A 26,651-nucleotide genomic window follows, 5' to 3' on the forward strand; every position below is an offset into this window, starting at 1 on the left:
CGCTTCTCCGACACGGACCCCACACAAGGAGCCCCACGTGCAGACCTGGCCCGGCAGCCCGTATCCCCTCGGCGCCACCTTCGACGGCAGCGGGACCAACTTCGCGATCTACTCCGAGGTCGCCGACCAGGTCGAGCTGTGCCTCTTCTCCGAGGACGGCACCGAGACCCGCATCGACCTCGTCGACGTCGACGCCTACGTCTGGCACGCCTACCTGCCGCAGATCCAGCCGGGGCAGCGCTACGGCTTCCGCGTCCACGGCCCGTACGACCCGAAGAACGGGCTGCGCTGCAACCCGAACAAGGTGCTGCTCGACCCGTACGCGAAGGCGACCGTCGGCGAGTACACCTGGAACCAGTCCCTGTTCTCGTACACGTTCGGCGACCCGGACTCGACGAACGACGAGGACTCCGCCGGCAGCGTCATGCTCTCCGTGGTCATCAACCCGTTCTTCGACTGGAGCGGGGACCGCCTGCCGCGCACCCCGTACAAGGAGACGGTGATCTACGAGGCCCACGTGAAGGGCCTGACGCACCTGCACCCCGAGATCCCGGAGGAGGAGCGCGGCAGCTACGCGGCGATCGCGCATCCGGTCGTCATCGACCATCTGCAGCGGCTCGGCATCACGGCGATCGAGCTGATGCCCGTCCATCAGTTCGTGCAGGACTCGACCCTCCTCGACAAGGGCCTCCGCAACTACTGGGGCTACAACACGATCGGCTTCTTCGCCCCGCACAACGAGTACGCCGCCACGGGGCAGCTCGGCCAGCAGGTGCAGGAGTTCAAGTCGATGGTGCGGGCGCTGCACGCCGCCGGCATCGAGGTGATCCTCGACGTGGTCTACAACCACACGGCCGAGGGCAACCACATGGGGCCCACCCTGTCGTTCCGCGGCATCGACAACGCCGCCTACTACCGCCTCGTCGACGACGACAAGCGGTACTACATGGACTACACGGGCACCGGCAACTCGTTCAACGTGCGCCACCCGCACTCGCTGCAGCTGATCATGGACTCGCTGCGCTACTGGGTCACCGAGATGCACGTCGACGGCTTCCGCTTCGACCTCGCCGCCACCCTGGCGCGCGAGTTCTACGAGGTCGACCGGCTGTCGACCTTCTTCGAGCTCGTGCAGCAGGACCCGGTGGTGAGCCAGGTGAAGCTCATCGCCGAGCCCTGGGACATCGGCCCCGGCGGCTACCAGGTCGGCAACTTCCCCCCGCAGTGGTCGGAGTGGAACGGCAAGTTCCGCGACACGGTCCGCGACTTCTGGCGGGGCGAGGCGGCGACGCTCGGCGAGTTCGCGTCGCGCCTCACCGGCTCCGCCGACCTGTACGAGAACTCGGGCCGCAAGCCGGTCGCCTCGATCAACTTCGTCACGGCGCACGACGGCTTCACCCTGCGCGACCTCGTGTCGTACAACGAGAAGCACAACGAGGCGAACGGCGAGAACAACAACGACGGGGAGTCGCACAACCGGTCGTGGAACTCGGGCGTCGAGGGTGAGACCGACGACTCCGCCGTGCTCGGCATGCGTGCGAAGCAGCAGCGCAACTTCCTCGCCACCCTGCTGCTCAGCCAGGGCGTGCCGATGATCCTGCACGGCGACGAGCTGGGCCGCACCCAGGGCGGCAACAACAACACGTACGCCCAGGACAGCGAGATCAGCTGGATGCACTGGGACCAGGCCGATCAGCCGCTCATCGAGTTCACCGCGGCGATCTCGCGGCTCCGCAAGGAGCACCCGACGTTCCGCCGCGGCCGCTTCTTCAACGGCCGTCCGCAGCCGCGGGAGGAGGGCGCCCCGCTGCCGGACATCATGTTCCTGCTCCCGGACGGCACCGAGATGCAGGAGAAGGACTGGGGCAGCGGCTTCGGCAAGGCCGTCGGCGTGTACCTGAACGGCGAGGGTCTCCGCGAGCGCGACGTGCGCGGCGAGACCGTCACCGACGTCGACTTCCTGCTGCTCTTCAGCGCCGCGGACGACCCCATCGCCTTCACGATCCCCTCCGGCCGCTTCGGCGCCGGCTGGGACGTGGTCGTCGACACCTCCGGGCAGTCGACCGACCGCATCGGCCTCGCGCCCGGCGACCACATCGATGTCGACGGGCGCTCGCTCGTCGTGCTCCGGGCCCACACCGAGCAGGAGTCGGAGCCGGACCACTCCGTGGCCGCGTCGCTCGCGGTGCTCGCGAACGCCCAGAACACGGGTCCCGCTGCGGCCCAGACGGCGACGAAGCCGGCAGCCGGCCGATGAGTCGCACCCCGCCGGCCCGGACGCCCGTCTCGACCTACCGCATCCAGGTCACCGACGCGTTCGACCTGCACTCGGTGGCCGAGCTCACCGGCTACCTGCGCGACCTCGGCGTCGACTGGGTCTACCTGTCGCCGCTGCTCGAGGCCGAGCCGGGCTCGCAGCACGGCTACGACGTCGTGCGGCACGACCGCGTGGACCCGTCCCGCGGCGGCGACCGCGGCCTCGAGGAGGCCGCCACCGCGGCGCACGGCGTCGGGCTCGGCGTGCTCGTCGACATCGTGCCGAACCACATGGGCGTCGCGACCCCGGCGAAGAACCCCTGGTGGTGGGACCTGCTCACCTACGGCCGGGAGTCGCGCTACGCCGAGGCGTTCGACGTCGACTGGGACTTCGGGAACGGGCGCATCCGCATCCCGGTGCTCGGGTCGGCCGACGACCTCGCGAGGCTCGAGGTGCGCAACGGCGAGCTCGCCTACTACGAGAACCGGTACCCGATCCGGCCCGGCACCGCCGACGACGGCGCGGACGCGAGGACGGTCCACGATCGACAGGCCTACGAGCTCGTCGACTGGCGACGCGCCGACTCGGACCTCAACTACCGGCGCTTCTTCGCGGTGAACACCCTCGCCGCGATCCGCGTCGAGGTGCCGTGGGTCTTCGACGAGTCGCACCACGCGATCCTCGACTGGGTGCGGCGCGGCCTCGCCGACGGCCTCCGCATCGACCACCCGGACGGCCTGCTCGACCCGGGCGCCTACCTCGACCGGCTCGCCGAGGCCTCCGGCGGCACCTACGTGCTCGTCGAGAAGATCCTCGAAGGCGACGAGCCGCTGCCGGACGAGTGGGCCACGGACGGCACCACGGGCTACGACGCACTCGGCGACTTCGACCGGGTGCTCGTCGACCCCGCCGGCGAGGCGCCGCTCACCGATCTCGCTTCGCGCCTCGCCACGGAGCCGGTCGACTGGCACGAGCTCGTCCACACGACGAAGCGATCGGTCGCCGACGGGATCCTGCACTCCGAGGTCCTGCGGCTCGTCCGCGAGGGCGTGCACGACACCGACCAGGACCCCGACGCGGTCGCCGATGCCGTCGGAGAGCTGCTCACCGACTTCCCCGTCTACCGCTCGTACCTGCCCCGCGGGGAGGAGCACCTCGACCAGGCGGCGGCCGACGCGACGCGGCGCCGCCCCGACCTCACCGAGCCGATCGCCGCGGTCGTCGGCCTGCTGAAGCGCGTCGGGTCGCCGATCTCGCAGCGGTTCCAGCAGACCTCCGGCATGGTCATGGCGAAGGGCGTCGAGGACAACGCGTTCTACCGCTACCCACGCCTCACGAGCCTCACGGAGGTCGGCGGCGAGCCGCACGACTTCAGCGAGACCGTCGAGCGCTTCCACCGGCGGATGGCCGGGCGGCAGGAGCGCTGGCCCGTCGCGATGACGACGCTCTCGACGCACGACACGAAGCGCGGCGAGGACGTCCGCGCCCGTATCGACGTGCTCGCCGAGGTGCCGGACGAGTGGGGGTCGATCGTCGACGAGCTCGAGCGGCTCGCGCCCTTCGGCGACCCGACGTTCGCGAACCTGCTCTGGCAGGCCGCCGTCGGCGCGTGGCCGATCGAGCGGGAGCGGCTGCACGCCTACGCCGAGAAGGCCTCGCGAGAAGCGGGCGTCTCGACCACGTGGACCGCGCCCGACGAGGCGTTCGAGCAGCGGATGCACGCGGCCGTCGACGCCGTGTACGACGACCAGCGGGTCGGCGCGGTGATCCGCCGCGCGGTCGAGCGCGTGCAGGCCGCCGGCTGGTCGAACAGTCTGAGCATGAAGCTGCTGCAGCTCACAGCCCCGGGCGTGCCCGACGTCTACCAGGGCAGCGAGCTGTGGGAGACCTCCCTCGTCGACCCCGACAACCGCCGCCCGGTCGACTACGCGCTGCGCCGCCGGCTGCTCGCGGAGATCGACGCCGGCGCGCTGCCGCTGCTGGACGACACCGGCGCCGCGAAGCTGCTCCTCGTCGCGCACACGCTGCGCACGAGGCGCGAGCGGCCCGACCTCTTCACCGGCTACACCCCGGTGCAGGCGACCGGACCCGCCGCCGAGCACGTCGTCGCCTTCGACCGCGGCGGCGCCATGACCGTGGCCACCCGCCTGCCGATCGGCCTCGCGGCGCGCGGCGGCTGGCGCGACACCGCGATCGACCTCGGCTCCTCGCCCGTGCGCGACGTGCTCACGGGCGCCGAGCACCAGTCGGGAGAGCTGCGCCTCGCCGATGCGCTGCAGCACTACCCCGTCGCCCTGTTCGTCCCCGTGGGAGGCAAGCCGTGACCGACACGACGACCATCCGCCATCCGCTCGCCGTCTGGGCGCCGAAGCCGGAGCGCGTGCGGGTGCGGGTGCAGGGCCGGGAGCACGAGCTCGTTCGCGGCGACGACGGCTGGTGGTCGCCCCGCGAGGGCGAGCTGACCGATGTCGCGCCCGACGCCGAGTACGGCTACCTGCTCGGCGACGACGACCGGCTGCTGCCCGACCCGCGTTCCCGGCGGCAGCCGCGTGGCGTGCACGAGGCGTCGCAGCGGTTCGACCCGGGCGCCCACGAGTGGCAGGACGCCGCGTGGACGGGCCGCCAGCTCGCCGGCGGGTCGATCTACGAGCTCCACATCGGCACGTTCACCCCCGCCGGCACGCTCGACTCCGCGATCGAGCGGCTCGACCACCTCGTCGACCTCGGCGTCACACACGTCGAGGTGCTGCCCGTCAACGCGTTCAACGGCACGCACAACTGGGGCTACGACGGGGTGCTCTGGTACGCCGTGCAGGAGACCTACGGCGGGCCGGCCGCGTACCAGCGCTTCGTCGACGCCTGCCACCGGCGCGGGCTCGCCGTGATCCAGGACGTCGTCTACAACCACCTCGGGCCGTCCGGCAACTACCTGCCGCAGTACGGGCCGTACCTCGCCGAGCTCGGCGGCAACACGTGGGGCTCGTCCGTGAACCTCGACGGACCCGAGTCCGACGAGGTGCGGCGGTACATCATCGACAACGCGCTGATGTGGCTGAACGAGTACCACGTCGACGGGCTGCGGCTCGACGCCGTCCACGCGCTCGTCGACCACCGCGCCCAGCACCTGCTCGAGCAGCTGGCGGTCGAGGTCGCGGTGCTCTCGGCCCACGTCGGCCGCCCGCTTCCGCTGATCGCGGAGTCGGACATGAACGACCCGCGGCTCATCACCTCGCGGGAGGCGCACGGCTACGGGCTCGACGCGCAGTGGAGCGACGACTTCCACCACGCCCTCCACGTCGCGCTCACGGGCGAGACGACCGGCTACTACGAGGACTTCGCCGGCCTCGACGCGCTGGCGAAGGTGCTGCAGCGCGGCTTCTTCCACGACGGCACGATGTCGACGTTCCGGGAGCGGCACCACGGGCGCCCCATCGACCTGCTCACGCTGCCGACGCATCGGCTCGTCACGTTCCTGCAGGACCACGACCAGATCGGCAACCGGGCCACCGGCGACCGGATCTCGGCGACCCTCTCCCCCGCGCGGCTCGCGATCGGCGCCGTGCTGAACCTCACCACGCCGTTCACCCCGATGCTGTTCATGGGCGAGGAGTGGGGCGCATCGACGCCGTGGCAGTTCTTCACCTCGCACCCGGAGCCGGAGCTCGGGGAGGCGACCGCGAAGGGCCGCATCGCGGAGTTCGCCAAGATGGGCTGGGACCCGGCGGTCGTGCCCGACCCGCAGGACCCCGAGACCTTCACCCGGTCGAAGCTCGACTGGGACGAGGTGGGCGCCGGCCCGCACGGCGCCCTGCTCGACCTGCACCGCCGCCTGCTCGACCTGCGCCGGCGTCTGCCGGAGCTGACCGACCCGCGGTTCCTCGAGACGCGGGTGCTGGTGGACGCGGCGGCGCAGTGGCTCGTGCTGCGCCGCGGTCCCGTGACGGTCGGCGTCAACCTCGGCGACGCGGAGACGCGGGTCGCCGTGCCGGGCGCGCTCGTGCTCTCGACCGCTCAGGGGGTCTCGGCCGACGGCACGACGCTCGTGCTGCCGCCCGAGTCCGCCGCGATCGTCGTCGCCTGAGCTCAGCCGGCCGCCGCGGGAGCGGCCGGCGGTCGCTGGACCACGAGCCGGACCGCCGTCCCCGCCGCCAGCAGCGCGGCGGCCGCGGCGGCGGTCGGGACGCCGAACCGGCCGATCACGCCGGCGAGCACGACGAGCACGGCGGTGCCGAGCGCCGTCCCGAGCTGCGCCGCGGTGTTCACCACCCCGGTCGCGCCGCCGACCAGCGCCGCGGGCACGGCCGTGCCGATCGCCGTCGCCGGCACCGACGCCGCCCCGAGACCGAGTCCGATGATCACCGCGGCGACCACCGTCCAGCCGAGCGAGGGCACGGTCACGGCGAAGGCCGCGTCGCCGATGACGATGCCCCCGAGCCCGGCCGCTGCGGCCCGACGAGGCGCGAGACGTGCCCCGATCCACGGCGCGGCGAGGGAGCCGCCGACGGCGCCCGCGCTGATCGGCAGCAGCGCGAGTCCCGCGACGACGGGCGGCAGCCCGAGCACGCTCTGCAGCTGCAGCGTCGCCAGCACCGCGACGCTGCTCGTCGTCGCGGTGTTCACGAACGAGGCCAGGACCCCCGTCCGCAGGTTGGCGTCGCGCAGTCCTCCGGCGGGCAGCAGCGGGACGTCCGCGCGCCGCTGCTGCAGCACGAGGAGCGCCCCGAGGACGGCGCCTGCGCCGATCAGGGCCGCTCCGGCGAGCCGGGTCGACGGGCCCTCGACGAGCGCGGCGCCGAGGACCACGCCCCCGACCGCGGCGCCGAGCATCCCGCCGCCGAGGATGCCGAGCCGCTGGTCCCGGTCGCCGCCGGCGGCCGCGACGGCCGTCAGGGGTACGAGCAGCAGCAGCAGCACGGCAGCGACGGGTCCGGAGATCCAGAACACGGCCTGCCAGCCCGCCGTCTGCGTCAGCACGCCGCCCGCGAGGAAGCCGCACGCCCCGGCCACCGCTCCCGCGGCGCTCCACATGCCCACCGCCGTCCGCCGAGCGGGATCGAGCGGCGCGGCCGCGAGCAGGATCCGAAGCGCCGACGGCACGGACACCGCGGCCGCGGCGCCCTGCAGCGCCCGGGCGAGCACGACGAGCCGCACGTCCCTCGAGAAGGCGGCGAGCACGCCGACGAGTCCGAACGCCACGATGCCGGTGAGCAGGACGCGGCGGTGGCCGTAGCGGTCGCCGGCCCGCGCGGCAGGCACGAGCAGCGCACCGAACGAGGCGGCGTACACGCTGCCGAGCAGCGCCGCCGAGGAACTGTCCCCGCGCAGATCGTGCACGATCGCGGGGATCGCGGTCGTCGCCGCGGTGACGCCGAGCACGTCGACGAACTGCACCAGGCAGAGCGCGGTCACGACGGCCCCCGGAGGTCGGTACGACGTGGCGGCCGACTCGGGAGCGTCGCGCACCTTCAGACCTTCGTCGCGAACACGACGAGGTTGTCCGCGTAGACGCCGTGCACCTCGTCGAAGGGCTGGCTGCAGGTGATGAGCCGCAGCTCGGCGTCGGGGGTCGGGCCGTAGACCTCGGTCGTCGGGAAGAGCGCCTTCTGCACCACCTTGCTCGAGGTGACCCGGAAGGTGACCGTCCGCTGGTCCGACATGCGCACCTGCACGACATCGCCGGGGCGCAGCTGCCGCAGCGCCACGAAGACGGCCGCCCGCTTCGTCGTGTCGAGGTGTCCGGCGATCACGGCGGGTCCGGTGTCGCCCGGCACGACGCCCTCGGCGTACCAGCCGGCGTCGGCCCACACGTCGGGCGGCTGCAGCACACCCTTCGCGTCGCGGTGCAGACGCTGCAGGTTCGCGTCGACCGAGATCGCCGGGATCAGGATGCGCACGGGCTTCGCCGTGCTGCGCTGGACCGGCGCGGGCGTCGACGGATCCTGCAGGCCGTCCGCGGCGCCCCGCGCGGTCTTCACCGCCGCGAGGTGCAGCGCTGCCCGCCGCTCGGCAGCGGCGACCTGCGCCGCGTGCGCCGCCTGCGCCTGCGCGGCGAGCACCGCCGCCGAGCCGCCGAGCACCGCGGCGTCGGCGACGACCGCGGCTGCCACGAGCAGCCGCACGAGACGGACCCGCCGCGACGACCTCGGCCGCCCCGCAGCGGCCCCGTCCGCCTGCGTCATGCCCGGGCTGCCCCCGTGCGCCGCGGCCGCCGCACCAGCAGCAGGCCGGTGCCCGCGGCGCCGGCGGCCGCGACCGCCGCGAGCAGCGCCGCGACCGGGACCAGGGCGGCGTCCCCGCCGACGAGCGCACCACCGCCGGTGTTCACCGAGCCCTGCGGCACGAGCGCCGCGCTCGCGCTGTCGAGCACGGTGCTGACCGTGAGGCCGCCCTGCGCCGTGTCGAGCACGAAGAGGGTGTGGACGCTGCCGCTCGGGAAGGAGAAGGACCTGGTCGCCGTGGTCGAGCCCGCGGAGACCGTGATCGGCACGTTCCCGGCCGGCACGGTCGCGTAGCCGCTCACCTTCGAGAAGCCGAGGCCGCTGTCGATGGTCGTCGAGCCGGACTTCACGGAGACCGTCCGGTGGTTCGCCGAGGCCTCGAGCACGCGCACGCGCACCGAGTTCGAGGTCGCCGACGCGAGGTCGTCGCTGTACACGTGCGTCTCGATGTCCTTGTTGAAGTTCATCGCGGCGACGGTCTCGGCCTTGCCGTTCACGACGCTGACCGCGGCCTTCACGACCGGCGTCGTCGAGGCGGGGGCCCCGGCGGGGACCATCGCGATGGCGTAGGTGCCGGTCGGCAGCGTGATGTAGGGCGACACGTCGCCGTAGCCGACCTTCGAGAGCTTCTCGACGACGGTCTGGCCGGAGAGGCTCGTGAGGGTGACGTCGACCTGCTTGGTGTCGGGCGAGAGGTGGGCGAGCCGCAGCCAGCCGGTGCTCCCCGCGGCGGATGCGGGGACGGCGGAGAGCAGCACGAGGGCCGTCGCGGAGGCGGCGGCCAGCACGCCGAGGGAGCGGGGGCGGAGGCGGGACATCGGGGGGCTCCTCAGGACGGTGGGACGAAGGTGGGGTCGGGCGGGAAGGTGGCCAGGACGCCGCCGGTGGTGGCGCCGAGCGATGATGTCGCGAACATGCCGCGCAACCTCGACAGGTATCGCAGCAGCACATCCGTGCTTCGCGGGTCCCCCGGTACGCGCTTGCCGTCGACGGTACTGATGAGTACCTGACGAAGGACTTCGGATCCGTCGGTCGACACGCGCGGGAAGCCCGCGACGGTGATCGGGTGCACGGCCGCGAGCTGAGCGAGCACGATCGCGACGCGGCTGTCGACCAGCCCGGCCTCGAGGGCCGCACGATCGGCGCCGGTGAGGGTGATGCGAGGGTTCTGGGCGAGCTGCGCCCCGGCCTGACGCCGGGCGGCGGCCGACGCCTGCAGCTGCGCGGCGGACGGCGGCGTCGGGGTGGGCTGCGACCCCGGCCAGGGGGTGGTGCTCGACGACGGGGTGGGGCTCGGGCTCGGAGCCGAGCCCGCTTGCGATCCGGAGCCGCGGCCCGCCGCACCGCCCGCGACGGCGAGCACCCGCACCGACTCGGTCCCCGACCGGAACCGGGCGACGGTCTCGGCCCGGCCGAGCACCGCGGCGGCGCTGCCGGTCGGCTGGGGGGTGGCGCCGACGCTCACGACGTAGTCGGCGCGGCTCCATCCGGGGCTGCTCGGCGCCGGTCCCGCGGTGACGGGCGGCGCGTACCAGCCGACGGGCCGCGAGGACGAGGCCTGCAGGGTCGGCCAGGCGGGGAGCTCGGCGAGCACCACCTGCCCGGCGGGCACGCTCGTGCGCAGCCAGCCGCTCGCCTGTGCGACCGCGCCGTCGGGGCCGGGCTGCAGCCGCGGCAGCCCGGTCGCCCACACGACCGCGGCGACGACGAGCACGGCGGCGACGCCCATGAGCCAGCCGGAGCCGACCACGCTGCGCTGGAGCCGCGGATGCCCGAGCAGCACGACCGCCTCGTCGACGGCGGCGGCGATCGCGAGCGCCGCGAGGGGCAGCAGCAGCGCGACGGGACCGACGGCGTCGTGGCCGTCCGGCCAGAGCGAGCCGACGAGCACGAGCAGCGCGGTGACGGACGCGGGCAGCAGACGACGGGAGCGCACCGCGAGCGCGAGTGCGACGAGCGCGACGAGCAGCGTGAGCGGGTCGGCGCCGAGCCACGCCGGGATCGCGGCGCTGCCGGCGGCGGGGAACGGCGCCTGCGCGGCGGCCGCGGCCGCGATGCCCGCGGCGACCGAGCCGGCCGGCGTGCGCGGCCGGCTGCCGAGCACGAGCGCGACGACGCCGGCGACGACGAGCACCGCGACGAACCCCGCCGCGAGAAGGACCGCGCGCCGCCGCGGCGCGGATGGCCGCGGCACGTCGTCCACGAGCCGTAGCCGTGCCCTCGCGGAGCCGCTCGCGAGGGCGCCCCAAGCGAGGCCGGGGAGCGCGACGGCTGCGGGCGGCGCCGTCAGCACCGCGAGCGCGGCAGCGGCGCCCGCACCGAGCGCGGCGAGGTCGGCGCGTCGTGGGGCGACGTCGCCGCCCGGCGGCGCGAGGGCGAGCGCGAGCAGCAGCCAGGGCACGGCGATGGCGGCGACCGACACCGTGGCGTGGGTTGCGACGGCGATCGGCGCGACTCCCGCGACCGCGGCGGCGGCGCCGGCGGCGAGGCCGCTCGCTCCGGCCCGGCGGCAGCACCACCACGTCAGCGCGACGGTGACGACCGCGAGCAGCAGCAGCGCCGAGCGTGCCGCGAGCAGCGGCGCGGCGCTGCCGCCGAGGGCGCGCAGCAGCAGCCCGAGCTCGACCCAGCCGAAGGCGGGCACGCCGGCGAGCGGTGGACCGCCGAGCGCGCCCGGCTGCGTGATCGCGAACGCACCCGCGAAGGCGAACCGCGCATCCCCGGTGGGCAGCTGCTGGGCCTGCGGGCTGAGTCCCTGCGCGAGCGCGACGGCGAGCACCGCCGGCAGCAGCGAGATGAGCGGCACGCCGTGCCGGAACGTCCACGCGAGCCAGGGCGGCAGCCCGGCGAAGCGGTCGCCGCGATGGCGCGAGGACTCGCGGCGCCGCCCGCGGGCGGTGCCGGTCGGCGGTTCGAACCGCGGTTCGGGCTCGTCGGCGCTCATGCCGACGAGCGGGCGCGCCCGGTCTCGGGCGCGCGAGCAGTCCCCCGGCCCCCCGCCACGCGATCAGCATGGCGGGAGCGGCTGGGAGCCCGCCGCACCGCGTCGTCCACCACGGTCCCGTCCAGCGCAGCGCCGCCCATCGTCAGCCCTCGCCGTCGACGAGTCGTTCGCGGTCGCGCTGCCGTGCGCCGATCAGGGCGGCGGGGCGCAGCGCGTCGCGCCCGAAGCGGGCAGTGGCCCGATCGAGGGCGCTCTCGGCCCCCCGCCACTGCTCGTCGTCGCTCCAGAGCCCAGGGACGTCGTCGTCGGCCGGGACCAGCTGCTCGGCGCGGGTGCCGAGCAGGCGGACGGCGCGGCCCTGCAGCCGGACCGCGGTGAGCAGGGCGCAGGTCTCGTCGTGGATGCGCCGTGCGACGTCGGTCGGCTCGGCGAGGGTGTGGGAGCGCGTGATCGTGCTGAAGTCGGCGAACCGGAGCTTCAGCGAGACGGTGCGGGCCCGGTAGCCGGCCCGGCGCAGGCGCACCGCGACCCGGCCGGCCTGCTCGAGCAGCTCGCGGCGCAGCGCCGCCTCGTCGCGGATGTCGGTGCCGAACGTGTTCTCGTGCCCGATGCTCTTCTCGGCGCGGTGCGGCGTGACGCGGCGCGGGTCGCGTGCCCACGCGAGGTCGTGGAGGCGGCTGCCCGCGGACTGCCCGACCCAGCCCTCGAGCACGGGTCGGGGCGTCTCTGCGAGGTCGCCGACCGTGCGGATGCCGCGCCGCTGCAGCGACTGCTGCGTGGCGGGCCCGACGCCCCAGAGGGCCTCGATGGGCAGCGGGTGCAGGAACGCGAGCGCCTGCTCGGGCGGCACGACGAGCAGCCCGTCGGGCTTCGCGCGCGTGGAGGCGAGCTTGGCCATGAACTTGCTCGCCCCGGCGCCGATGGAGCAGGTGAGACCCGTCTCGCGGAGCACCCGCGCGCGGATCGCTGCCGCGATCCCGGCCGGGGGCCCGAACAGGCGCACCGCACCGGCGACGTCGAGGAACGCCTCGTCGATGCTGAGCGGCTCGACGACGGGCGTGACGTCGCGGAAGATCCCCATGACCGTCTCGGACGCCTCGCGGTAGCGGTCGTAGTGCGGCGGCAGCACGACCGCGTTCGGGCAGAGGCGCAGCGCCCGCGAGACGGGCATCGCCGAGCGCACACCGAAGCGGCGCGCCGGGTAGTTCGCGGAGGTGACGACGCCGCGGCCGCCCTCGTGGCCGATGATCACGGGCCGGTGCACCAGCTCGGGGTGCTCGAGGAGCTCGACGCTCGCGAAGAACGCGTCCATGTCGACGTGGAGCACGGTGGCGCGGCTGCTGTCGACGGCGGCGTCGGACACCTGGCGCGTGCCCTGCCCGCCCTTCGTCGTCACGGGGCGATCCTGCCAGCGACCGGCGACATGCCGCGAACGGGATGCGTCGTCACAGGCGCCTGATCATCTCGAGCTCGCGGGAGGGCGGCGGCAGCGGGTGCGGCACCGTCCGGCCGGTCAGCACGAAGCCGCGCCGCTCGTAGGCGGCTCGCGCGCGGGGGTTGAACTCGTTGACCTCGAGCCGGAGCGTGTCGCCGAGCGTCGCGGCCCAGGCCTCGACGCCGTCGAGCAGCGCGTCGAACACCCCCTTGCCCCGGCCGCGGAAGTCGGGGGCGACGTAGACCCCGACGAGCGTCGGACCGCCCTGGAGGATGCCGGCCATCGTGCCGATGAAGCGGCCGTCGTCGGTCTCGGCGACGAGCCGGAGGGCTCCGTCGTCCCGAGCGGCGCGGGCGCGCCAGTGCGACTCGGGCCGTCGGCGCGCCTGGTCGAAGGTCTCGAGGTAGGCGATCGGGGTGTCCTGCAGCATCTCCAGCCGCAGCGCCTTCACGCGCGGCCAGTCGTCCTCCACCGTCTCCCGGACCGTGAACCCCGTCATGCCGCGCCCGTCCCCGCGAGCAGGTCGACGGCGGTGCCGAAGGCCGGCGGCACCGCCCGGGCGATCGGGACGACCGCGCGGCGCAGCGGCGACGTGGCGAGCCGCAGCACCCCCTCCGTCACGAGACGCTGCGCCCGTGCCGTGCGGCGCCACGCCCGCTCGTAGGAGGCCAGGTCGTCGGCCGCGACCGCCGCGACGAGCGCCCGGGCCGAGGCGAAGCCGACCGCGAGCCCCTCGCCGGTGAGCGCGTCGACGTACCCGGCGGCGTCGCCGACGAGGGCGATGCGCCCCCGCACGCGCGCGGTCGAGCGCTGCCGCAGCGGCCCGGCGCCGCGCACCGCGTCGGCGGGTCGGGCACCGGCGAGCCGCTCGGCGACCGGGGCGCATGCGGCGACGGCGGTCGTGAGGTCGAGACCGCGCGCGCCGAGCACCGCGACGCCCACCTCGGCGGGGCCGACGGGCGTCACGTACACCTCGAAGCCCGGCCGCCAGTGCACCTCGACGAGATCGGTCCACGGGGTCACGGGCCAGTGACGGCGCAGGCCGTACCGCGGGCGGCGCGCCGCCCGTCCCTCGAGCCCGGCGAGACGCCGGACGGTCGAGTGCAGGCCGTCGGCTCCGGCGACGTAGCGGGCGCGGATCCCGGCGACGTCGACGCCCCGGGCGTCCTGCTCGAGGCGCTCCACGCGCGCTCGGAGCAGCGGGACCCCGTGCGCCGAGAGGGCCGCGGCGAGCGCGGCGTGGAGCACGGGCCGCCGGACGCCGCGCCCTGCGGGACCGCGGAAGCGGTGCTCGGCCACGACCCGCTCGTCGGCGTAGCGGAAGCCGCGGATGGGCGCGCCCGGCACCTCGATGCCGAGCCGGTCGAGCACCTCGAGCGCGCCCGGCATGAGGCCCTCGCCGCACGCCTTGTCGACCGGCACGTCGCGCGGCTCGACGACGACGACCTCGAGGCCCGCGCGAGCGGCCTCGAGCGCCGTGACGAGGCCGACGGGGCCCCCTCCGACGACGACGAGGTCGGCGGTCATCCGCGCGCCCCCTCGAGCGCCCGGGCGAGGGCCCGCTCCTCCGCCGGGATGCGGAAGCGCAGCAGCAGCACCGCGTTCAGCACCGTGAAGACGACGGCCGTGACCCATCCGGTGAGCACGAGCGGCAGCACGGCCCCCTCGACCGCGACGACCACGTAGTTCGGGTGGGGCAGGAACCGGTAGGGGCCCCGGCGGACGAGCGGCGCTCCGGGCACGACGACGATCCTCGTGTTCCAGCGGCGCCCGAGCGAGAGGATGCACCAGTAGCGCAGGCCCTGCGCCGCGAGCGCGGCGACCGCCATCGGGATGCCGAGCGCGGGCAGGAACGGGCGCGCGGCGACGACCGGCTCGACCGCGCAGGCGAGGATCAGCCCCGTGTGCAGGGCGACCATCGCCGGGAAGTGCCCGCGACCCGCCTCCCAGCCACCGCGGCGGAGCGCCCAGCGCGCGTTGCTCGCCGAGACGACGAGCTCGAGCAGCCGCTCGGCGGCCGTGAGCCCGAGGAGGCCGAGGTACCAGGCGTACGCGACGCCCCAGCCGGCCGAGAAGGCCGCGACCATCGTCAGGCCGCGACCGGCAGGGCCGCGGCGGTCGCCTCCGGCCATTCGAGCAGCACGAACTCGGCGCTGACGCCGGGCCCGAGGGCGAAGAGCAGGCCGTGGTCGCCCGCGTCGTGCGGCGCGTCGAGCTCGCCGGCGAGCACATGCAGGACGCTCGAGGACGAGAGGTTGCCGACGGCGGCCATCGAGCGCCAGCTGCGCTCGAGCGCCTCGGGGCTGAGGCCGAGTCCGCGCTGGAAGGCGTCGAGCACCTTCGGGCCGCCGGGATGCGCGACCCAGGCGCGCACATCCTCGACCGTGAGGCCGTGCGCGGCGAGGAAGCCGCGGGCGTCGCCCGGGAAGTTCGCGTCGATCACCTCGACGACGCCCGCGGTGAGGATGACCCGGAAGCCGGTCTCGCTCGGGCGGAAGCCGATGATGTCGCCGCTGCCCGGGTAGAGGCGGCTGCGGGTGTCGACGACGCGCGGCCCTGCGGCGCCGGTCCGCCGGGCGCGACGGTCACCGACGAGCACGACGGCCGCCGCGCCGTCGCCGAAGAGGCCGCTCGCGACGATGTTGTCCATGGAGTCGTCGTCGCGCTGCACGGTCAGCGAGCAGAGCTCGACCGAGAGCAGCACGGCGACGTCGTCGGGGTGGCCGACGAGGTAGTCGTGCACGCGGGCGATGCCCGCCGCGCCGGCGACGCAGCCGAGCCCGAACATCGGCATCCGCTTCACGTCGTCGCGGAGGCCGAGCAGCGGCACGAGCAGCGCGTCGACCGACGGCGCCGAGATGCCGGTGACCGAGGTGAAGACGATGAAGTCGACCTCCTCCGGCCGCACCCCGGCGGAGTCGAGCGCGCGGCGCATCGCGTCGCCCGCGAGCCGGGTGGCCTCGCCGACGAAGCGGTCGTTCGTCTCACCGAAGGTCAGCGCGGTGCGGTACTCCTCGAGCGGCAGCACGAGGTGGCGCGTCTCGACCTGCGCAGCGCGGTGCACCCGGCGCAGGAGCGCCTGCTTCTTCGGGTCGCCGGTCACCATCGGCGCGATCAGCTCGGTGATCGCGCTCTGGGCGTACGCGTGGGCCGGCAGGGCCGTCGCTGCGGCGGCGATGCGCGTCATGAGCGGGACCGTAACACGGGGCCGGAGGGGGCCCTGCGCCGTCGGGAACCGATCTCGGCGGCCCTGTCGGGTGCGGGGACGCCCCGCCGTCCCCGCACCCCTGACCTCACTGCACGAGCGAGGCGTGCAGGGTGATCTCCGTGCCGGTCAGCGCCTTGCTGACGGGGCAGGTCTCCTTCGCGTTCTGCGCGGCCTGCTCGAAGCCCGACGCGTCGAGCCCCTCGACCTCGCCCTGCACGGTGATCACGATGCCGGTGATGCGGAAGCCGCCGGCGCGATCGGGACCGAGCGACACGTCGGCCTTCACGTCGAGCGAGTGGGGCGTGCCACCGGCCTCGGCGATGACCGCCGAGAGCTGCATGGCGTAGCAGGCGGAGTGCGCCGCGGCGATCAGCTCCTCCGGGCTCGTGACACCGCCGGCGTCGTCGGCCGTGCGGCGCGGGAAGGAGACCTCGTAGGTGCCGGCGCCGGAGCTCGAGAGCTCGACCTGGCCGGAGCCGTCCTGCAGTCCGCCGTCCCAGGCGGTGCGTGCGGTGCGCGTGGGCATGGTGCCTCCTCGTCGTCGTCCCCGTCGGTCCCGGGGCTCCCGTCAGTATTCGGCGGTGGACCTGGACGTCTCCGAGGGCGAGGCGAGGGCTGCGAGGCGCGTCCGGGCGGCGCCGACGGCGGCGGCCGGCCCGAGCAGCGCGGCGGTGCCGGCGAGGATCGTGCGGGTGCCGGCCTGCCCGATCGGTCCGGGCGGGGTGAGGCCGAGCAGCTGCTGCATCCAGGGCGCCAGCGCGGCGACCGCGCCCCCGAACAGCAGCGGGTAGACGGGCAGCAGCAGCCTCGGCAGCGGCGGGTGCCGGATGAAGTGCACGGCGTCCTGCACCCGCTCGTCGACGCGGAGCACCCCGGTCGCGCGCACGGCGTCGAGCTGCGCGTCGAGCTCGGCGACCGAGCGCGGCGGGTCCACGACGCCCATCAGCTCCCCGGCGATCGCCCACTCGCGCACGTAGGCGTCCGGACCGCCGGGGATCGGGCGCGCGGAGAAGCGCAGGTGCGTGCGGAGGAAGGAGTCGGTGAAGGCGAGGTGCACCCAGGAGAGCAGGTCGGGGTCGGCGGCCGCGTACGCCACAGGGCGTCCCGCGGTGTCGGGGTAGGTGCCGCGGACGTGCTCGTGGATGCGCTGCACGAAGCCGGTGGCCCGCCGGGCCTGCTCGGTGCTGCCGAAGCTCACGGTGGTGATCCAGCGGATCGTGCCGTTCAGCCTGCCGAACGGGTCCTCGCGGTAGCGCGAGTGGTCGTGCACGCCCGCCATCGCGCCCGGATGCAGGGCCTGCAGCAGCAGCGCCCGGGGGCCCGCGACGAGGGTCGCGACGTCGCGGTGGACCGTCCACACCGGGCCGTCGGGCTCGAAGTAGCCGGCGTCGTCGCCGCGCGCGAGCTCCTGCGTCCACTCGGGGACGCCACCGGACTGCCCGGAGAGCACCTCGAGGATCCGCGACCGCAGGATCTCGAGGGGCCCCATGCCGCCATTCTGCGAGCGCCGTCGCCGGACGCCGGCCGAGAGCCCTCGCGCCGCCGTCGGGTCACAGAGGACCGGAAGGACGCGGGGGCGTCAGACGTCCATGCCGCCGCCGAAGTCTCCCCCGCCCCCGAAGTCGCCTCCGCCGCCGAAGTCACCCCCGCCGAAGTCCCCGCCGCCGAAGTCCCCCGCTCCGACATCGCCCCCGCCGCCGTCGAAGCCTCCGCCGTCGAACCCGCCGTCGCCGGAGCCTCCGTCGCCGTCGAAGCCCGCCATGTCGGCGTCGAACCCGGTGGAGGCGAGGTCGCCGATGCCGGGCAGCAGCAGATCGGCGACCGCCGAGCCGATCACCACGCCCGCCACCGTGCCGAGCAGCGAGCCGCCGATGGTGGCGCCGAGTCCGGGTCCCCGGTAGCCGCCGCCGTAGCCACCGCCCGGGCCGTAGCCACCGCCCGGGCCGTAGCCGCCGAAGGAGCGCTCGAGGAAGCCGGGCTGCCGCACCTCGGCGCGCGTCGCGCTGCGGGCGAGCACCCGCGGGTCGTCGCTGCGCGGACGGTCGGCGGGTGAGGTCGACCGGGCGAGCTCGTCGAAGACGAGGCGACGCTGCTCCGGGGTCAGCTTCGCGAACGCCTCGGTGTGCACCTCCTCGATCGCGTCCGGCGGTGCCGTGCGCAGCAGGTAGCGGTAGCGCTCGACGGCGCGCTCGTCGTCCGAGAGCGGCCGCCGGCCCGGCCTTGCGCGTCCGTACCGGTCGTCGTCGTCCTGCCTGCCGAAGAGGCGGTCGATCAAGCCCATCGTCGTGCTCCTGACGTCGTGGGCGCCGAACCTACGGCGGGCGGGTATGAGGCACCGGGGTGGCGCCTGCCGGTCGGATGGGAGCCTGAGGATCCGCTGCTCAGCGGCCGCTGCCGCGGGAGGTGCCGGCGGCGGGTACCCGCCCGTGCCGCCCGCGGCGGCGATCAGGAGTCGCTGCCGCTGCCGCGGCCCGTCTTCTCCTGCAGCCGCTCGATGTGCTCCGAGGCCTCGGCCTTCGTGAGGTCGGCCGAGATCTCCTCGCCGGCCTGGCGCGCCAGGGTGTCGAGGTAGCTCTTCTGCGCGCCGGTCGCGGGCTCGTCGCCCGTGACCCACGTGCTCGGGTCCTTCTCGGTGGACGACCCCTCGGGTCCGCCCAGGGTCTCGCTCTTGTCGTCGCTCATGCGGTCGACGCTAGGCGAGCCCTCCGACAGCCCGCCATGAACGATCAGGCGCTGATCAGCGGACTCGCGTCGAGCTCGCGGAGCAGCTGCGCCGGATCCTCGTAGACCGCGACCGCGCCGGCCTCCTGCAGCTCGGCGGCGGAGACGCCGCCGCTGCGCAGCCCGATCGTCGGCACGCCCGAGCGCCTGGCCGCGTCGACGTCCCACACCGCGTCCCCGACCATGATCGCCTCCTCCGCCGCGACCCCGGCCCGCTGCAGCGCGACCTCGACGATGTCGGGGGCGGGCTTCGCCTGCCCCACGTCCTCCGACGTCGTGTACTCGGCGATCGCGTCGTCGACCTGCAGCGTGCGCTGCAGCAGCGCGAACTCCTCCGCCGGCGCCGAGGTCGCGAGCACCACCCGGAAGCCGCGCGCCGCCAGCGTGCGGAGCAGGTCCTGCGCGTCCTCGAATGGCCGCAGCCGGTCCGCCATCGCGAGGTAGTACTCGGAGTGCTTCGCCTTCGCCTCGTCGCCGAACCGCTCCACCCCGTCGCCGAGCAGCGCGTCGAGCAGCTTCGCGGAGTCCATGCCCATGCAGCGGTGGATGCGCCAGGCGGCCACAGGCGCGCCGACGTCGGCGAACGCGCGGCTCCACGCCTCGATGTGCAGGTAGTTCGAGTCGACGAGCGTGCCGTCGATGTCGAGCAGGACGGCGGCGAAGGCGGGCCCGGGCATGCCCCCCAGTAGATCCGAGCGCCCTGACCGGCAGCCGCGTGACGGCAGCCGATCGCCGGCCGGAGGCCTGAGCGGTCACGACCTCGTGCCGCTCCGACGTCCCGGAAGCCGCAGGATGTGGCTGCCGAGGGACCAGACTCGGCGCGTGGTGCTCCGCCTGCTCGTGCTCGCCGACACGCACCTGCCGGCACGGGCGAAGGCGCTGCCGCCCGAGGTGCTCGACGAGCTCGACCGCACCGACGGCGTGGTGCACGCCGGCGACTGGGTGGACGAGGCGACCCTCGACCTGCTGCACGCCCGGTCGCCCCTCGTGCTCGGCTGCGCGGGCAACAACGACGGCCCGGCGCTGCACGCGCGGCTTCCCGGTACGGCGGAGGCGACCCTCGAGGGGGTCAGGATCGCGGTGACGCACGAGACCGGGCCCTCGGTCGGCCGCGAGCGGCGCATGGACGAGCGGTTCCCCCACCTCGACGTGCTCGTCTTCGGGCACAGCCACATCCCCTGGGACACGACGACGCCCCGCGGTCTGCGGCTGCTGAACCCGGGCTCCCCGACCGACCGGCGGCGGCAGCCGCACCGGACCTACGGGCTGCTCGAGCTCGACGGCGGCCGGATCTCCTGGTCGCTGCGCCGGCTCTGATCCGGCAGCGCCTCCCACCATCGGAGCACGCGGAGCGCCCGCAGCGTGACCATCCGGCTCGGGTGCCCCTCCTCCTCGCCGCTCAGCTCGAAGAGGGTCGGTCCCATGTGGGTCTGCTCGATGCGCCACCGCCCGTCCGGCCGGCGCAGACGCCGCAGCACGGCGATCGCGTCGGCGAGACGAGGGTCGCCCCCGGGGCGCGCGAGGCGGAAGTGGTCGAGGGCGCGGAGCACGTCGTAGTACCACCACGCCGGGAACGCCGGCAGCGCGAAGCGCGGATCCGCGGGCTCGCCGTCGGACAGGCGGTGCAGCAGCGACCGCTCGAGCAGGAGCTCCTCCGCCGCGAGCCGGGCCGGGCGCGCCTCGGGATGCGAGCCCCCGGCCCGCTCGAAGGACAGGAGCCCTTCCACGACCGCGAGCGTCGAGTGGAACGAGAACGTGCCGCCGCCGTCCCGGTCGAAGCAGTTCCACCCCTCACGTCGCAGCCGGCGATCGAGCAGCGCCTCGACGACGCGGTCGCCGGGCTCGCCCGCCCACATCGCGTTGACGAGCACGGCGCCGTTCACGCACGGCTCGGCCTCGCCCTCGAAGTACGGGCGGTCGCCGATGTCCCAGCGCACCTGCTCGCGCACGCGATCGAGCGCGACGCGCACCGCGGGCGACGCGGGATCCGGGTCGAGCTCGCGCAGCAGCGACAGCGCGAAGTGGGTGGCGGTCCACGCGTCGAAGAACGGCCGCGACTCGTCCACCCAGCCCGGCCGGTAGACGCCGCCGTCCCACAGGCCGTTCTCGCCCTGCTCCGCGAGCAGCCGCGCACCCCAGCCCTCGGTCGCCGCCCGCGTGCGCTCGGCCGCGATCTGCTCGTCGGTCGCGTCCGTCAGGTCGCGGAGCACCTGCCCGCGCACGGCGGGATCACCCTCGAGCAGCCACGCGACGACGTCGTCCACCCCCGCAGCGTAGGAGGGACGGCAGACGGCGCCCGCGTCAGGAGGTGACGAAGTCGATCAGCTGCTCGACCCGGCCGAGCAGCGCCGGCTCGAGGTGCGCGTACGAGTCCACCCGGCGGAGGATCCGCTGCCAGGCCGCGGCGATGTCGGCCTGGTCCTCGTGCGGCCACTTGAGCGCCGCGCAGATGCCGTGCTTCCACTCGATCCCCTTCGGGATCACGGGCCACGCCTTCATGCCGAGCCGCTCGGGCTTCACGGCCTGCCAGATGTCGATGTAGGGGTGGCCGACGATCAGCACCTCGCCGTCCCAGGGCCGCGCCGCGGCCTCGGCGATGCGGCTCTCCTTGCTGCCCTTCACGAGGTGGTCGACGAGCACGCCGACGCGGCGGCCGGGCGCGGGCTTGAACTCCTGCAGCACGGCCTCGAGGTGGTCGACGCCCTCGAGGTACTCGACGGCGACGCCCTCGACGCGGAGGTCGTGGCCCCACACCTTCTCGATGAGGTCCGCGTCGTGGCGGCCCTCCACGAAGATGCGACTCGCGCGCGCGACGCGGGCACGGGCGTCGGTCACGGCGAAGGAGCCCGAGGCGCTGCGCAGCGGGCCGGTCGTGGGTCTGGCCTTCGGCACCCGCAGCGCGACGGCCTCGCCGTCGATGAGGAAGCCGGGTCCGATCGGGAACACCCGCACCTTGCCGCGGCGGTCCTCGAGCTTCACCATGCGGCCCTCGACGCCGACGACGGCGCCGACGAAGCCGCTCTGGACCTCCTCGACCACCGTGCCGCGAAGCGCCTCGACCACCTTCGGCGGCGGCGCCTTGCGGCGCCAGCCGTCGTCGGAGAGGACGTCCGTGCTGTACCGGTCCCAGCTCATGGCGTCGACGGTAAGCGGCGCCCGGCCGCATCCGGCGGTGCCCGCTAGCGTGTCGCCCGGAGGGACACCACGTGCCGAGGATCCTGCTCACGGGCGCCGCGGGCCGCGTCGGCACCGCGATCACGCCCCTGCTCCGTGACGCCGGCTGGTCGCTCCGCCTGCTCGACCTCCGGCAGCCGCCCGCGGCGTCCGCCGAGGACGAGGTCGTGCTCGCCTCCGCGACCGACCAGGTGGCCATGACGGAGGCCGCCCGCGGGGCCGACCTGCTCGTGCACCTCGCCGGCTTCCCCGAGGAGCGCGCGTGGGCGGACCTCGTCGGGGTGAACCTCGAGTCGGTCCGGGTGGCGCTCGAGGCGGCCCGCGAGGCGGCGGTGCCGGTCACCGTGATCGCGAGCTCCGGCCATGCGGTCGGCGCGACGCCCGCCGACGAGGCCGGGACCGCGCTGCTGCCGCCCAGGCCCGACTCGTACTACGGGGTCGTCAAGGTGGCGGGCGAGGCGCTCGCGCAGCTCTACGCGGACCGGTTCGGCATGCGCGTGGTCTCCGCGCGGATCGTGGCGTTCGACGAGCGGCCCCGCACCGCCCGGGCCCTGTCGGTCTGGCTCTCCCCGGCCGATCTCGTGCGGCTGCTGCTCGCCGCGCCGGACGCGAGGCCGGGGCACGTCGTCGTCTGGGGCGTCTCGGCGAACACGCGGGGCGTGGTGTCGCTCGAGGCGGGCCGCGCGCTCGGCTACCACCCCCGGGACGACGCCGAGGCGTACGCCGGCCTCGTCGCGGCCGAGCTCGGGTACGCGTCCGCCGCCGATGTGCCCCCGCTCGGGTCCGCGCCGCTCGGCGGCGACTGGGCCGACCCCGCCAAGCCGCTCGGGCGGCGGTGGTAGTGGCGCACATCGGCACCTCCGGCTGGTCGTACGACCACTGGTCCGGCGTGCTCTACGAGCCGGGGCTGCCGCCCGGCCGACGGCTCGAGCGCTACGTCGCCGCGTTCCCGACCGTCGAGCTGAACGCGAGCTTCTACCGCTGGCCGCGACCCGCCGTCTTCGCCGGCTGGCGCGAGCGGCTGCCGCCGGGCTTCCAGCTGTCGGTGAAGGCGCCGCGCGGGCTCACCCACGCCCGGCGCCTCTACGGACCCGAGGAGTGGCTCACGCGCATCGAAGCGGGCTGGCACGAGCTCGGCGACAAGCGGGCGATGCTGCTCGTGCAGCTGCGGCCCGACCACGAGCGCGACGACGCGCGGCTCGAGTACTTCCTCGAGCGGGTCCCGACGTGGATGCCGACGGCGGTCGAGCTCCGTCACCCCTCGTGGGACGACGACGCGGTGTACCGGATCCTCGAGCGGTACGACGCCGCCTACTGCGTGATGAGCGGCGCCGGGCTGCCGTGCGTGCTGCGCGCGACCGCCCGCCGCGTCTACGTCCGGCTGCACGGCCCGGACGACCAGGCGCTCTACGCCGGCTCCTACTCGGACGCCGACCTCGGGTGGTGGGCCGACCGGATCCGCGAGTGGGAGTCCGCGGGCCACGAGGTGTTCGCCTACTTCAACAACGACGGCGCCGGCAACGCGGTGCGCAACGCCTTCACCCTGCGCCGCTTCCTCGAGGGCTGACCCCGTCCGGCGTCGCGCGGTACTTCTGGCGTGGCGCGGTACGCATGCCCACCGCGCGACGCCACAGCCACCGCGGAACGCTGGCGCCGCGTCGGTGCGCGGCGGGATGCTGGCGGCGGACGGCGCGACGGAGCGCCGGGAGGAGGGCGTCGTGCGCGCCAGCATCGAGGTCGTGGTCGTGCCCGTGACAGACGTCGACCGCGCGAAGCGGTTCTACGTCGAGCAGCTCGGCTGGACGGCCGACCACGACGCGAGCCCGACCCCGGACATCCGATTCGTGCAGGTGACCCCGCCGGGTTCGGGCTGCTCCATCGCCTTCGGCACGGGCCTCTCGGAGATGGCGCCGGGCTCGCTGAAGGCCGTCATGGCGGTGGTCGACGACGCGGACGCGGCCAGGCAGGAGCTGCTCGACGCCGGGGTGGACGCCTCGCCGGTCGACGAGCAGGGCTGGGGCCGGTTCGTCACCTTCGCGGACCCGGACGGCAACCGCTGGACGCTGCAGCAGCTGCCGCACCGGGGCTGACCGCGACGCCCGTGCCGGGCGTTGACGGCCCCGCCGCCGCAACGGCACGATGCGACCGACGGACGCCTGCAGGGCCGCGGGCGAGGACGGAGCCACGGGTGCGCACCCTCTTCACGAACTTCAAGAACTTCGCCTTCTCGGGCAGCCTCGTCGACCTCGCGGTCGGCCTCGCGATCGGCGCGGCGTTCGCCGCGGTCGTCGAGTCGCTCGTCGGCGACGTGATCCTGCCGCTCGTGGCGGCGATCTTCGGCAAGCCGAACTTCAACGCCCTCGAGATCGTGCTGAACGGCGCGCACATCCGCTACGGGCACTTCTTGACGGTGTTCCTCGGGTTCCTGCTGCTCGCGTTCACGATCATGCTCATCGTGCAGGCGATCCGCCGGGCCACGGGCCGCGAGGCGGCGGGCGCGCAGGGCAACCGCGAGTGCGACCACTGCAGGAGCTTCATCCCGGTCGACGCGAGCGTGTGCATGTTCTGCACCCGCGACGTGGTGCCGATCATCGCGGACTGAGCCCCCGGAACGACCGCTGCTCCGGATCCTTGCCGCTTCCACGTCGTCGGAGCGGCAAGGATCCGGAGCAGGCAGGATCGGGGCGGGTCAGTCCTCGCCGATGTCCTCGTTCCACAGCGCCGGGTTCAGCTCGATGAAGTCCTTCATCATCGAGATCAGCTCGGGGTCGTCGAGCACGACCACCTCGGTGCCGTGCTCGGCGAGCCAGTCGTGCCCGCCCACGAAGTTCTCGGCCTCGCCGACGACGACGCGGCCGATGCCGAACTGCCGGACGAGGCCCGAGCAGTACCAGCACGGCGAGAGCGTCGTGACCATCGTCGTGTCGCGGTAGGAGCGCTGCCGTCCGGCGTTGCGGAAGGCGTCGGTCTCGCCGTGCACCGACGGGTCGTCGTGCTGCACCCGGCGGTTGTGGCCCGACCCGAGCAGCCGCCCGTCGGCGTCGAAGAGCGCGGCGCCGATCGGGATGCCGCCCTCACGGGCGCCCTCGCGGGCCTGCTCCTTCGCGACCTCGAGCTTCTCGGCGTCCGTGACGTAGCGGCGTCCGTCGCTCATCAGGCCGCCGAGGCGGCGTCGACGTGGTGGGGCTCCTCGTAGCCGTCCGCCGGCAGCGGCGCGCCGATCTCCGGCTTGAACACCCGCACGAGCACGAGGTGCAGGACGGCCGCGACGATGAAGCCCACGAACGGCGTCAGGTCGCCGATGCCGTAGTCGCTGACGAACCCGCTGCTGAACTTCTCCGTCGGCGCCACGAGCACGCCGGTGTAGAAGGTCTGGTTCGAGAAGAGCCAGATCGACAGCACCATGCCGACGACGAGGGAGATGAGGCCCGACCAGTTCGTGTACCGGGCGTCGTCGGCGAGGAACGCGGCGATCCGGGTGCCGCGACGCAGGTAGCGGTCGACGAGCACCACACCGAGCCACGGCGCGATCCAGTACGCGATGACGAGGAGGAAGTTCTCGTACGTGTTCTTCGGGTCGCCCGCCGCGACGAGCGCGATGAAGAAGCCGACGACGCCGAAGACGGCCGCGACGATCGCGCGGCGCAGGTTGAACGGGATCTTGACGCCGGCGGCGAGGAAGCTCATCGCGCCGGAGTAGATGTTCAGGGCGTTCGCGGCGATCGCGCCGACGAAGATGCCGAGCAGCGCGAGCTTGCCGACGATCACCGGCATCACCGCGGCCGACGTGAAGAGGTCGGTGGGGTTGCCCTTGCCGAAGTCGAGCACGGTCGCCGCGGCGGCGCCCGCCGCCATGAGCACGGTGCAGGAGACGAAGTCGCCGAGCCCGGCGGCGAGACCGGTCTTCAGCGGCGAGGTGCGGACCGGCAGGTACCGCGTGTAGTCGGCGGCGTACGGGTTCCAGCCGGCGGCGTACCCGAACGCGGCGGCCGCGGCGACCGTGAAGCCGCCGAAGCCGGCGTTGAAGCCGGACGGGCCGTGGTTCGCGCCGTGCGCGAGCGCGCCGGTGGCCAGGGCGAAGATCGTCGCGGCCAGGAAGATGATGCCGAGGACGATCGTGGCGTACCGCTCGAACTGCTGCACCAGGTCGTGGCCGATGAAGGCGACCGCGACCTGCAGCACCACGATGATGAGCAGGCTGAGCCAGATCGGCAGGCCGAGCAGGCTCGTGAGGGCGAAGGCGCCGCTCACCGAGTTCGTGGCGAACCAGCCGAGACCCGCCATCAGCGTGTTGAGCGCAGCGGGCAGGATGTTGCCGCGCGTGCCGAACGCCGTGCGGCCGAGCACCATCTGCGCGACGCCGTCGCGCGGTCCCCAGCTCGACAGGATGCCATGGGTGATGCTGCCGAGCGCGTTGCCGAGCACGAGCGCGAGCATCGCCTGCCAGAAGCCGAGTCCGAAGAAGGCCACGGCGATGACGCCGACGAAGACCGTCGCGAACTCGAGGTTCGGGGCGGACCAGGTGGCGAGGAGCTGCCACGGGGAGCCGTGGCGGCGGTCGACGGGGATGGCTTCGATACCACCCGTCTCAACGATCGGCTTGCGGACGGGCGGCGCGTCGAGGGTCGTCACAGCACAAGCGTAGGGAACGTCAGGGACGGTTCCGGTGCCGTTACTGACCTGCTGCCGCCCCG

At 74.3% G+C, this 26,651-nt stretch carries 26 protein-coding genes; 8 read left to right on the forward strand and 18 right to left on the reverse strand.

Annotated features, from left to right (window positions below):
* Positions 1–37 precede the first annotated feature (37 nt).
* From glgX to treZ, 3 genes are read left to right on the forward strand one after another with little or no spacing between them, the layout of a single operon-like run.
* A complete protein-coding gene (gene glgX, locus QDR37_RS01780) occupies positions 38–2,257 on the forward strand; it encodes a glycogen debranching protein GlgX (protein ID WP_279711827.1) in 2,220 nt (739 codons plus the stop codon).
* Positions 2,254–4,581, forward strand: coding sequence for a malto-oligosyltrehalose synthase (treY, locus tag QDR37_RS01785; RefSeq protein WP_279711829.1), 2,328 nt, complete (start codon positions 2,254–2,256; stop codon positions 4,579–4,581). The genes glgX and treY overlap by 4 nt, the downstream gene beginning before the upstream one ends.
* Positions 4,578–6,338 (forward strand): malto-oligosyltrehalose trehalohydrolase, encoded by a 1,761-nt coding sequence (treZ, locus tag QDR37_RS01790; protein ID WP_279711830.1) that lies wholly within the window; start codon positions 4,578–4,580, stop codon positions 6,336–6,338. The genes treY and treZ overlap by 4 nt, the downstream gene beginning before the upstream one ends.
* A gap of 2 nt (positions 6,339–6,340) precedes the next feature.
* Here treZ and QDR37_RS01795 read toward each other — a convergent pair whose 3' ends face one another.
* From QDR37_RS01795 to QDR37_RS01860, 14 genes are all read right to left on the reverse strand, one after another.
* On the reverse strand, positions 6,341–7,720 hold the full coding sequence (locus QDR37_RS01795) for an MFS transporter (RefSeq protein WP_279711831.1): 1,380 nt from the start codon (positions 7,718–7,720) through the stop codon (positions 6,341–6,343).
* 2 nt (positions 7,721–7,722) lie between these two features.
* The gene (locus tag QDR37_RS01800) at positions 7,723–8,436 is read right to left on the reverse strand and encodes a class F sortase (protein WP_279711832.1); all 714 of its coding nucleotides are present in this window, start codon (positions 8,434–8,436) and stop codon (positions 7,723–7,725) included.
* Positions 8,433–9,293, reverse strand: a complete 861-nt coding sequence (locus QDR37_RS01805) for a DUF4397 domain-containing protein (protein WP_279711833.1) — start codon at positions 9,291–9,293, stop codon at positions 8,433–8,435. The genes QDR37_RS01800 and QDR37_RS01805 overlap by 4 nt, the downstream gene beginning before the upstream one ends.
* A gap of 11 nt (positions 9,294–9,304) precedes the next feature.
* Positions 9,305–11,419: a hypothetical protein gene (locus QDR37_RS01810; RefSeq protein WP_279711834.1), complete on the reverse strand. Its 2,115-nt coding sequence runs from the start codon at positions 11,417–11,419 to the stop codon at positions 9,305–9,307.
* A 142-nt stretch (positions 11,420–11,561) separates the two neighbouring features.
* Positions 11,562–12,815, reverse strand: a complete 1,254-nt coding sequence (locus QDR37_RS01815) for a DNA polymerase IV (protein ID WP_279711835.1) — start codon at positions 12,813–12,815, stop codon at positions 11,562–11,564.
* 49 nt (positions 12,816–12,864) lie between these two features.
* Positions 12,865–13,353, reverse strand: coding sequence for a GNAT family N-acetyltransferase (locus QDR37_RS01820; RefSeq protein WP_279711837.1), 489 nt, complete (start codon positions 13,351–13,353; stop codon positions 12,865–12,867).
* A complete protein-coding gene (locus QDR37_RS01825) occupies positions 13,350–14,381 on the reverse strand; it encodes an FAD-dependent oxidoreductase (protein WP_347882083.1) in 1,032 nt (343 codons plus the stop codon). The genes QDR37_RS01820 and QDR37_RS01825 overlap by 4 nt, the downstream gene beginning before the upstream one ends.
* On the reverse strand, positions 14,378–14,941 hold the full coding sequence (locus QDR37_RS01830) for an isoprenylcysteine carboxylmethyltransferase family protein (protein WP_279713534.1): 564 nt from the start codon (positions 14,939–14,941) through the stop codon (positions 14,378–14,380). The genes QDR37_RS01825 and QDR37_RS01830 overlap by 4 nt, the downstream gene beginning before the upstream one ends.
* A gap of 2 nt (positions 14,942–14,943) precedes the next feature.
* A complete protein-coding gene (locus QDR37_RS01835) occupies positions 14,944–16,041 on the reverse strand; it encodes a 3-oxoacyl-[acyl-carrier-protein] synthase III C-terminal domain-containing protein (protein WP_279711839.1) in 1,098 nt (365 codons plus the stop codon).
* A gap of 106 nt (positions 16,042–16,147) precedes the next feature.
* Positions 16,148–16,588, reverse strand: coding sequence for an OsmC family peroxiredoxin (locus tag QDR37_RS01840; RefSeq protein ID WP_279711840.1), 441 nt, complete (start codon positions 16,586–16,588; stop codon positions 16,148–16,150).
* A 42-nt stretch (positions 16,589–16,630) separates the two neighbouring features.
* Positions 16,631–17,551, reverse strand: a complete 921-nt coding sequence (locus QDR37_RS01845; RefSeq protein ID WP_279711841.1) for an oxygenase MpaB family protein — start codon at positions 17,549–17,551, stop codon at positions 16,631–16,633.
* A 90-nt stretch (positions 17,552–17,641) separates the two neighbouring features.
* Positions 17,642–18,343, reverse strand: coding sequence for a hypothetical protein (locus QDR37_RS01850; RefSeq protein WP_279711842.1), 702 nt, complete (start codon positions 18,341–18,343; stop codon positions 17,642–17,644).
* 164 nt (positions 18,344–18,507) lie between these two features.
* Entirely contained in the window at positions 18,508–18,744 is a 237-nt protein-coding gene (locus QDR37_RS01855) for a DUF3072 domain-containing protein (RefSeq protein WP_279711843.1), read from the reverse strand.
* 44 nt (positions 18,745–18,788) lie between these two features.
* On the reverse strand, positions 18,789–19,460 hold the full coding sequence (locus QDR37_RS01860) for an HAD family hydrolase (protein WP_279711844.1): 672 nt from the start codon (positions 19,458–19,460) through the stop codon (positions 18,789–18,791).
* Positions 19,461–19,605: 145 nt separating this feature from the next.
* Here QDR37_RS01860 and QDR37_RS01865 point away from each other — a divergent pair, with 145 nt between their 5' ends.
* Positions 19,606–20,100: a metallophosphoesterase gene (locus QDR37_RS01865; RefSeq protein WP_279711845.1), complete on the forward strand. Its 495-nt coding sequence runs from the start codon at positions 19,606–19,608 to the stop codon at positions 20,098–20,100.
* Here QDR37_RS01865 and QDR37_RS01870 read toward each other — a convergent pair.
* Complete coding sequence (locus tag QDR37_RS01870; RefSeq protein WP_279711846.1) at positions 20,043–21,047, reverse strand: hypothetical protein; 1,005 nt, start codon at positions 21,045–21,047, stop codon at positions 20,043–20,045. The two genes, QDR37_RS01865 and QDR37_RS01870, sit on opposite strands and share 58 nt — an antisense overlap.
* 37 nt (positions 21,048–21,084) lie before the next feature.
* Positions 21,085–21,918: a DUF3097 domain-containing protein gene (locus QDR37_RS01875; RefSeq protein ID WP_279711847.1), complete on the reverse strand. Its 834-nt coding sequence runs from the start codon at positions 21,916–21,918 to the stop codon at positions 21,085–21,087.
* Between the two features lie 71 nt (positions 21,919–21,989).
* On the opposite strand from QDR37_RS01875, the gene QDR37_RS01880 reads away from it, so the two are divergent.
* The 4 genes from QDR37_RS01880 (at position 21,990) to mscL (ending at position 24,559) form a co-directional block, all read left to right on the forward strand.
* A complete protein-coding gene (locus QDR37_RS01880; RefSeq protein WP_279711848.1) occupies positions 21,990–22,799 on the forward strand; it encodes an NAD(P)-dependent oxidoreductase in 810 nt (269 codons plus the stop codon).
* A complete protein-coding gene (locus QDR37_RS01885) occupies positions 22,793–23,524 on the forward strand; it encodes a DUF72 domain-containing protein (protein WP_279711849.1) in 732 nt (243 codons plus the stop codon). Before QDR37_RS01880 ends, QDR37_RS01885 begins: the two co-directional genes overlap by 7 nt.
* A 151-nt stretch (positions 23,525–23,675) precedes the next feature.
* Positions 23,676–24,047, forward strand: a complete 372-nt coding sequence (locus QDR37_RS01890) for a VOC family protein (protein ID WP_279711850.1) — start codon at positions 23,676–23,678, stop codon at positions 24,045–24,047.
* 98 nt (positions 24,048–24,145) lie between these two features.
* Positions 24,146–24,559 (forward strand): large conductance mechanosensitive channel protein MscL, encoded by a 414-nt coding sequence (mscL, locus tag QDR37_RS01895; protein ID WP_279711851.1) that lies wholly within the window; start codon positions 24,146–24,148, stop codon positions 24,557–24,559.
* Positions 24,560–24,646: 87 nt separating this feature from the next.
* Here mscL and QDR37_RS01900 read toward each other — a convergent pair whose 3' ends face one another.
* Both QDR37_RS01900 and QDR37_RS01905 read right to left on the reverse strand, forming a co-directional pair.
* Positions 24,647–25,111 (reverse strand): nucleoside deaminase, encoded by a 465-nt coding sequence (locus QDR37_RS01900; RefSeq protein ID WP_279711852.1) that lies wholly within the window; start codon positions 25,109–25,111, stop codon positions 24,647–24,649.
* Positions 25,111–26,589: a cytosine permease gene (locus QDR37_RS01905; RefSeq protein ID WP_279711853.1), complete on the reverse strand. Its 1,479-nt coding sequence runs from the start codon at positions 26,587–26,589 to the stop codon at positions 25,111–25,113. Before QDR37_RS01905 ends, QDR37_RS01900 begins: the two co-directional genes overlap by 1 nt.
* Positions 26,590–26,651 lie beyond the last annotated feature (62 nt).

Origin of the sequence: Amnibacterium sp. CER49 (assembly GCF_029846255.1) — a bacterium.
Lineage (GTDB): Bacteria > Actinomycetota > Actinomycetes > Actinomycetales > Microbacteriaceae > Amnibacterium.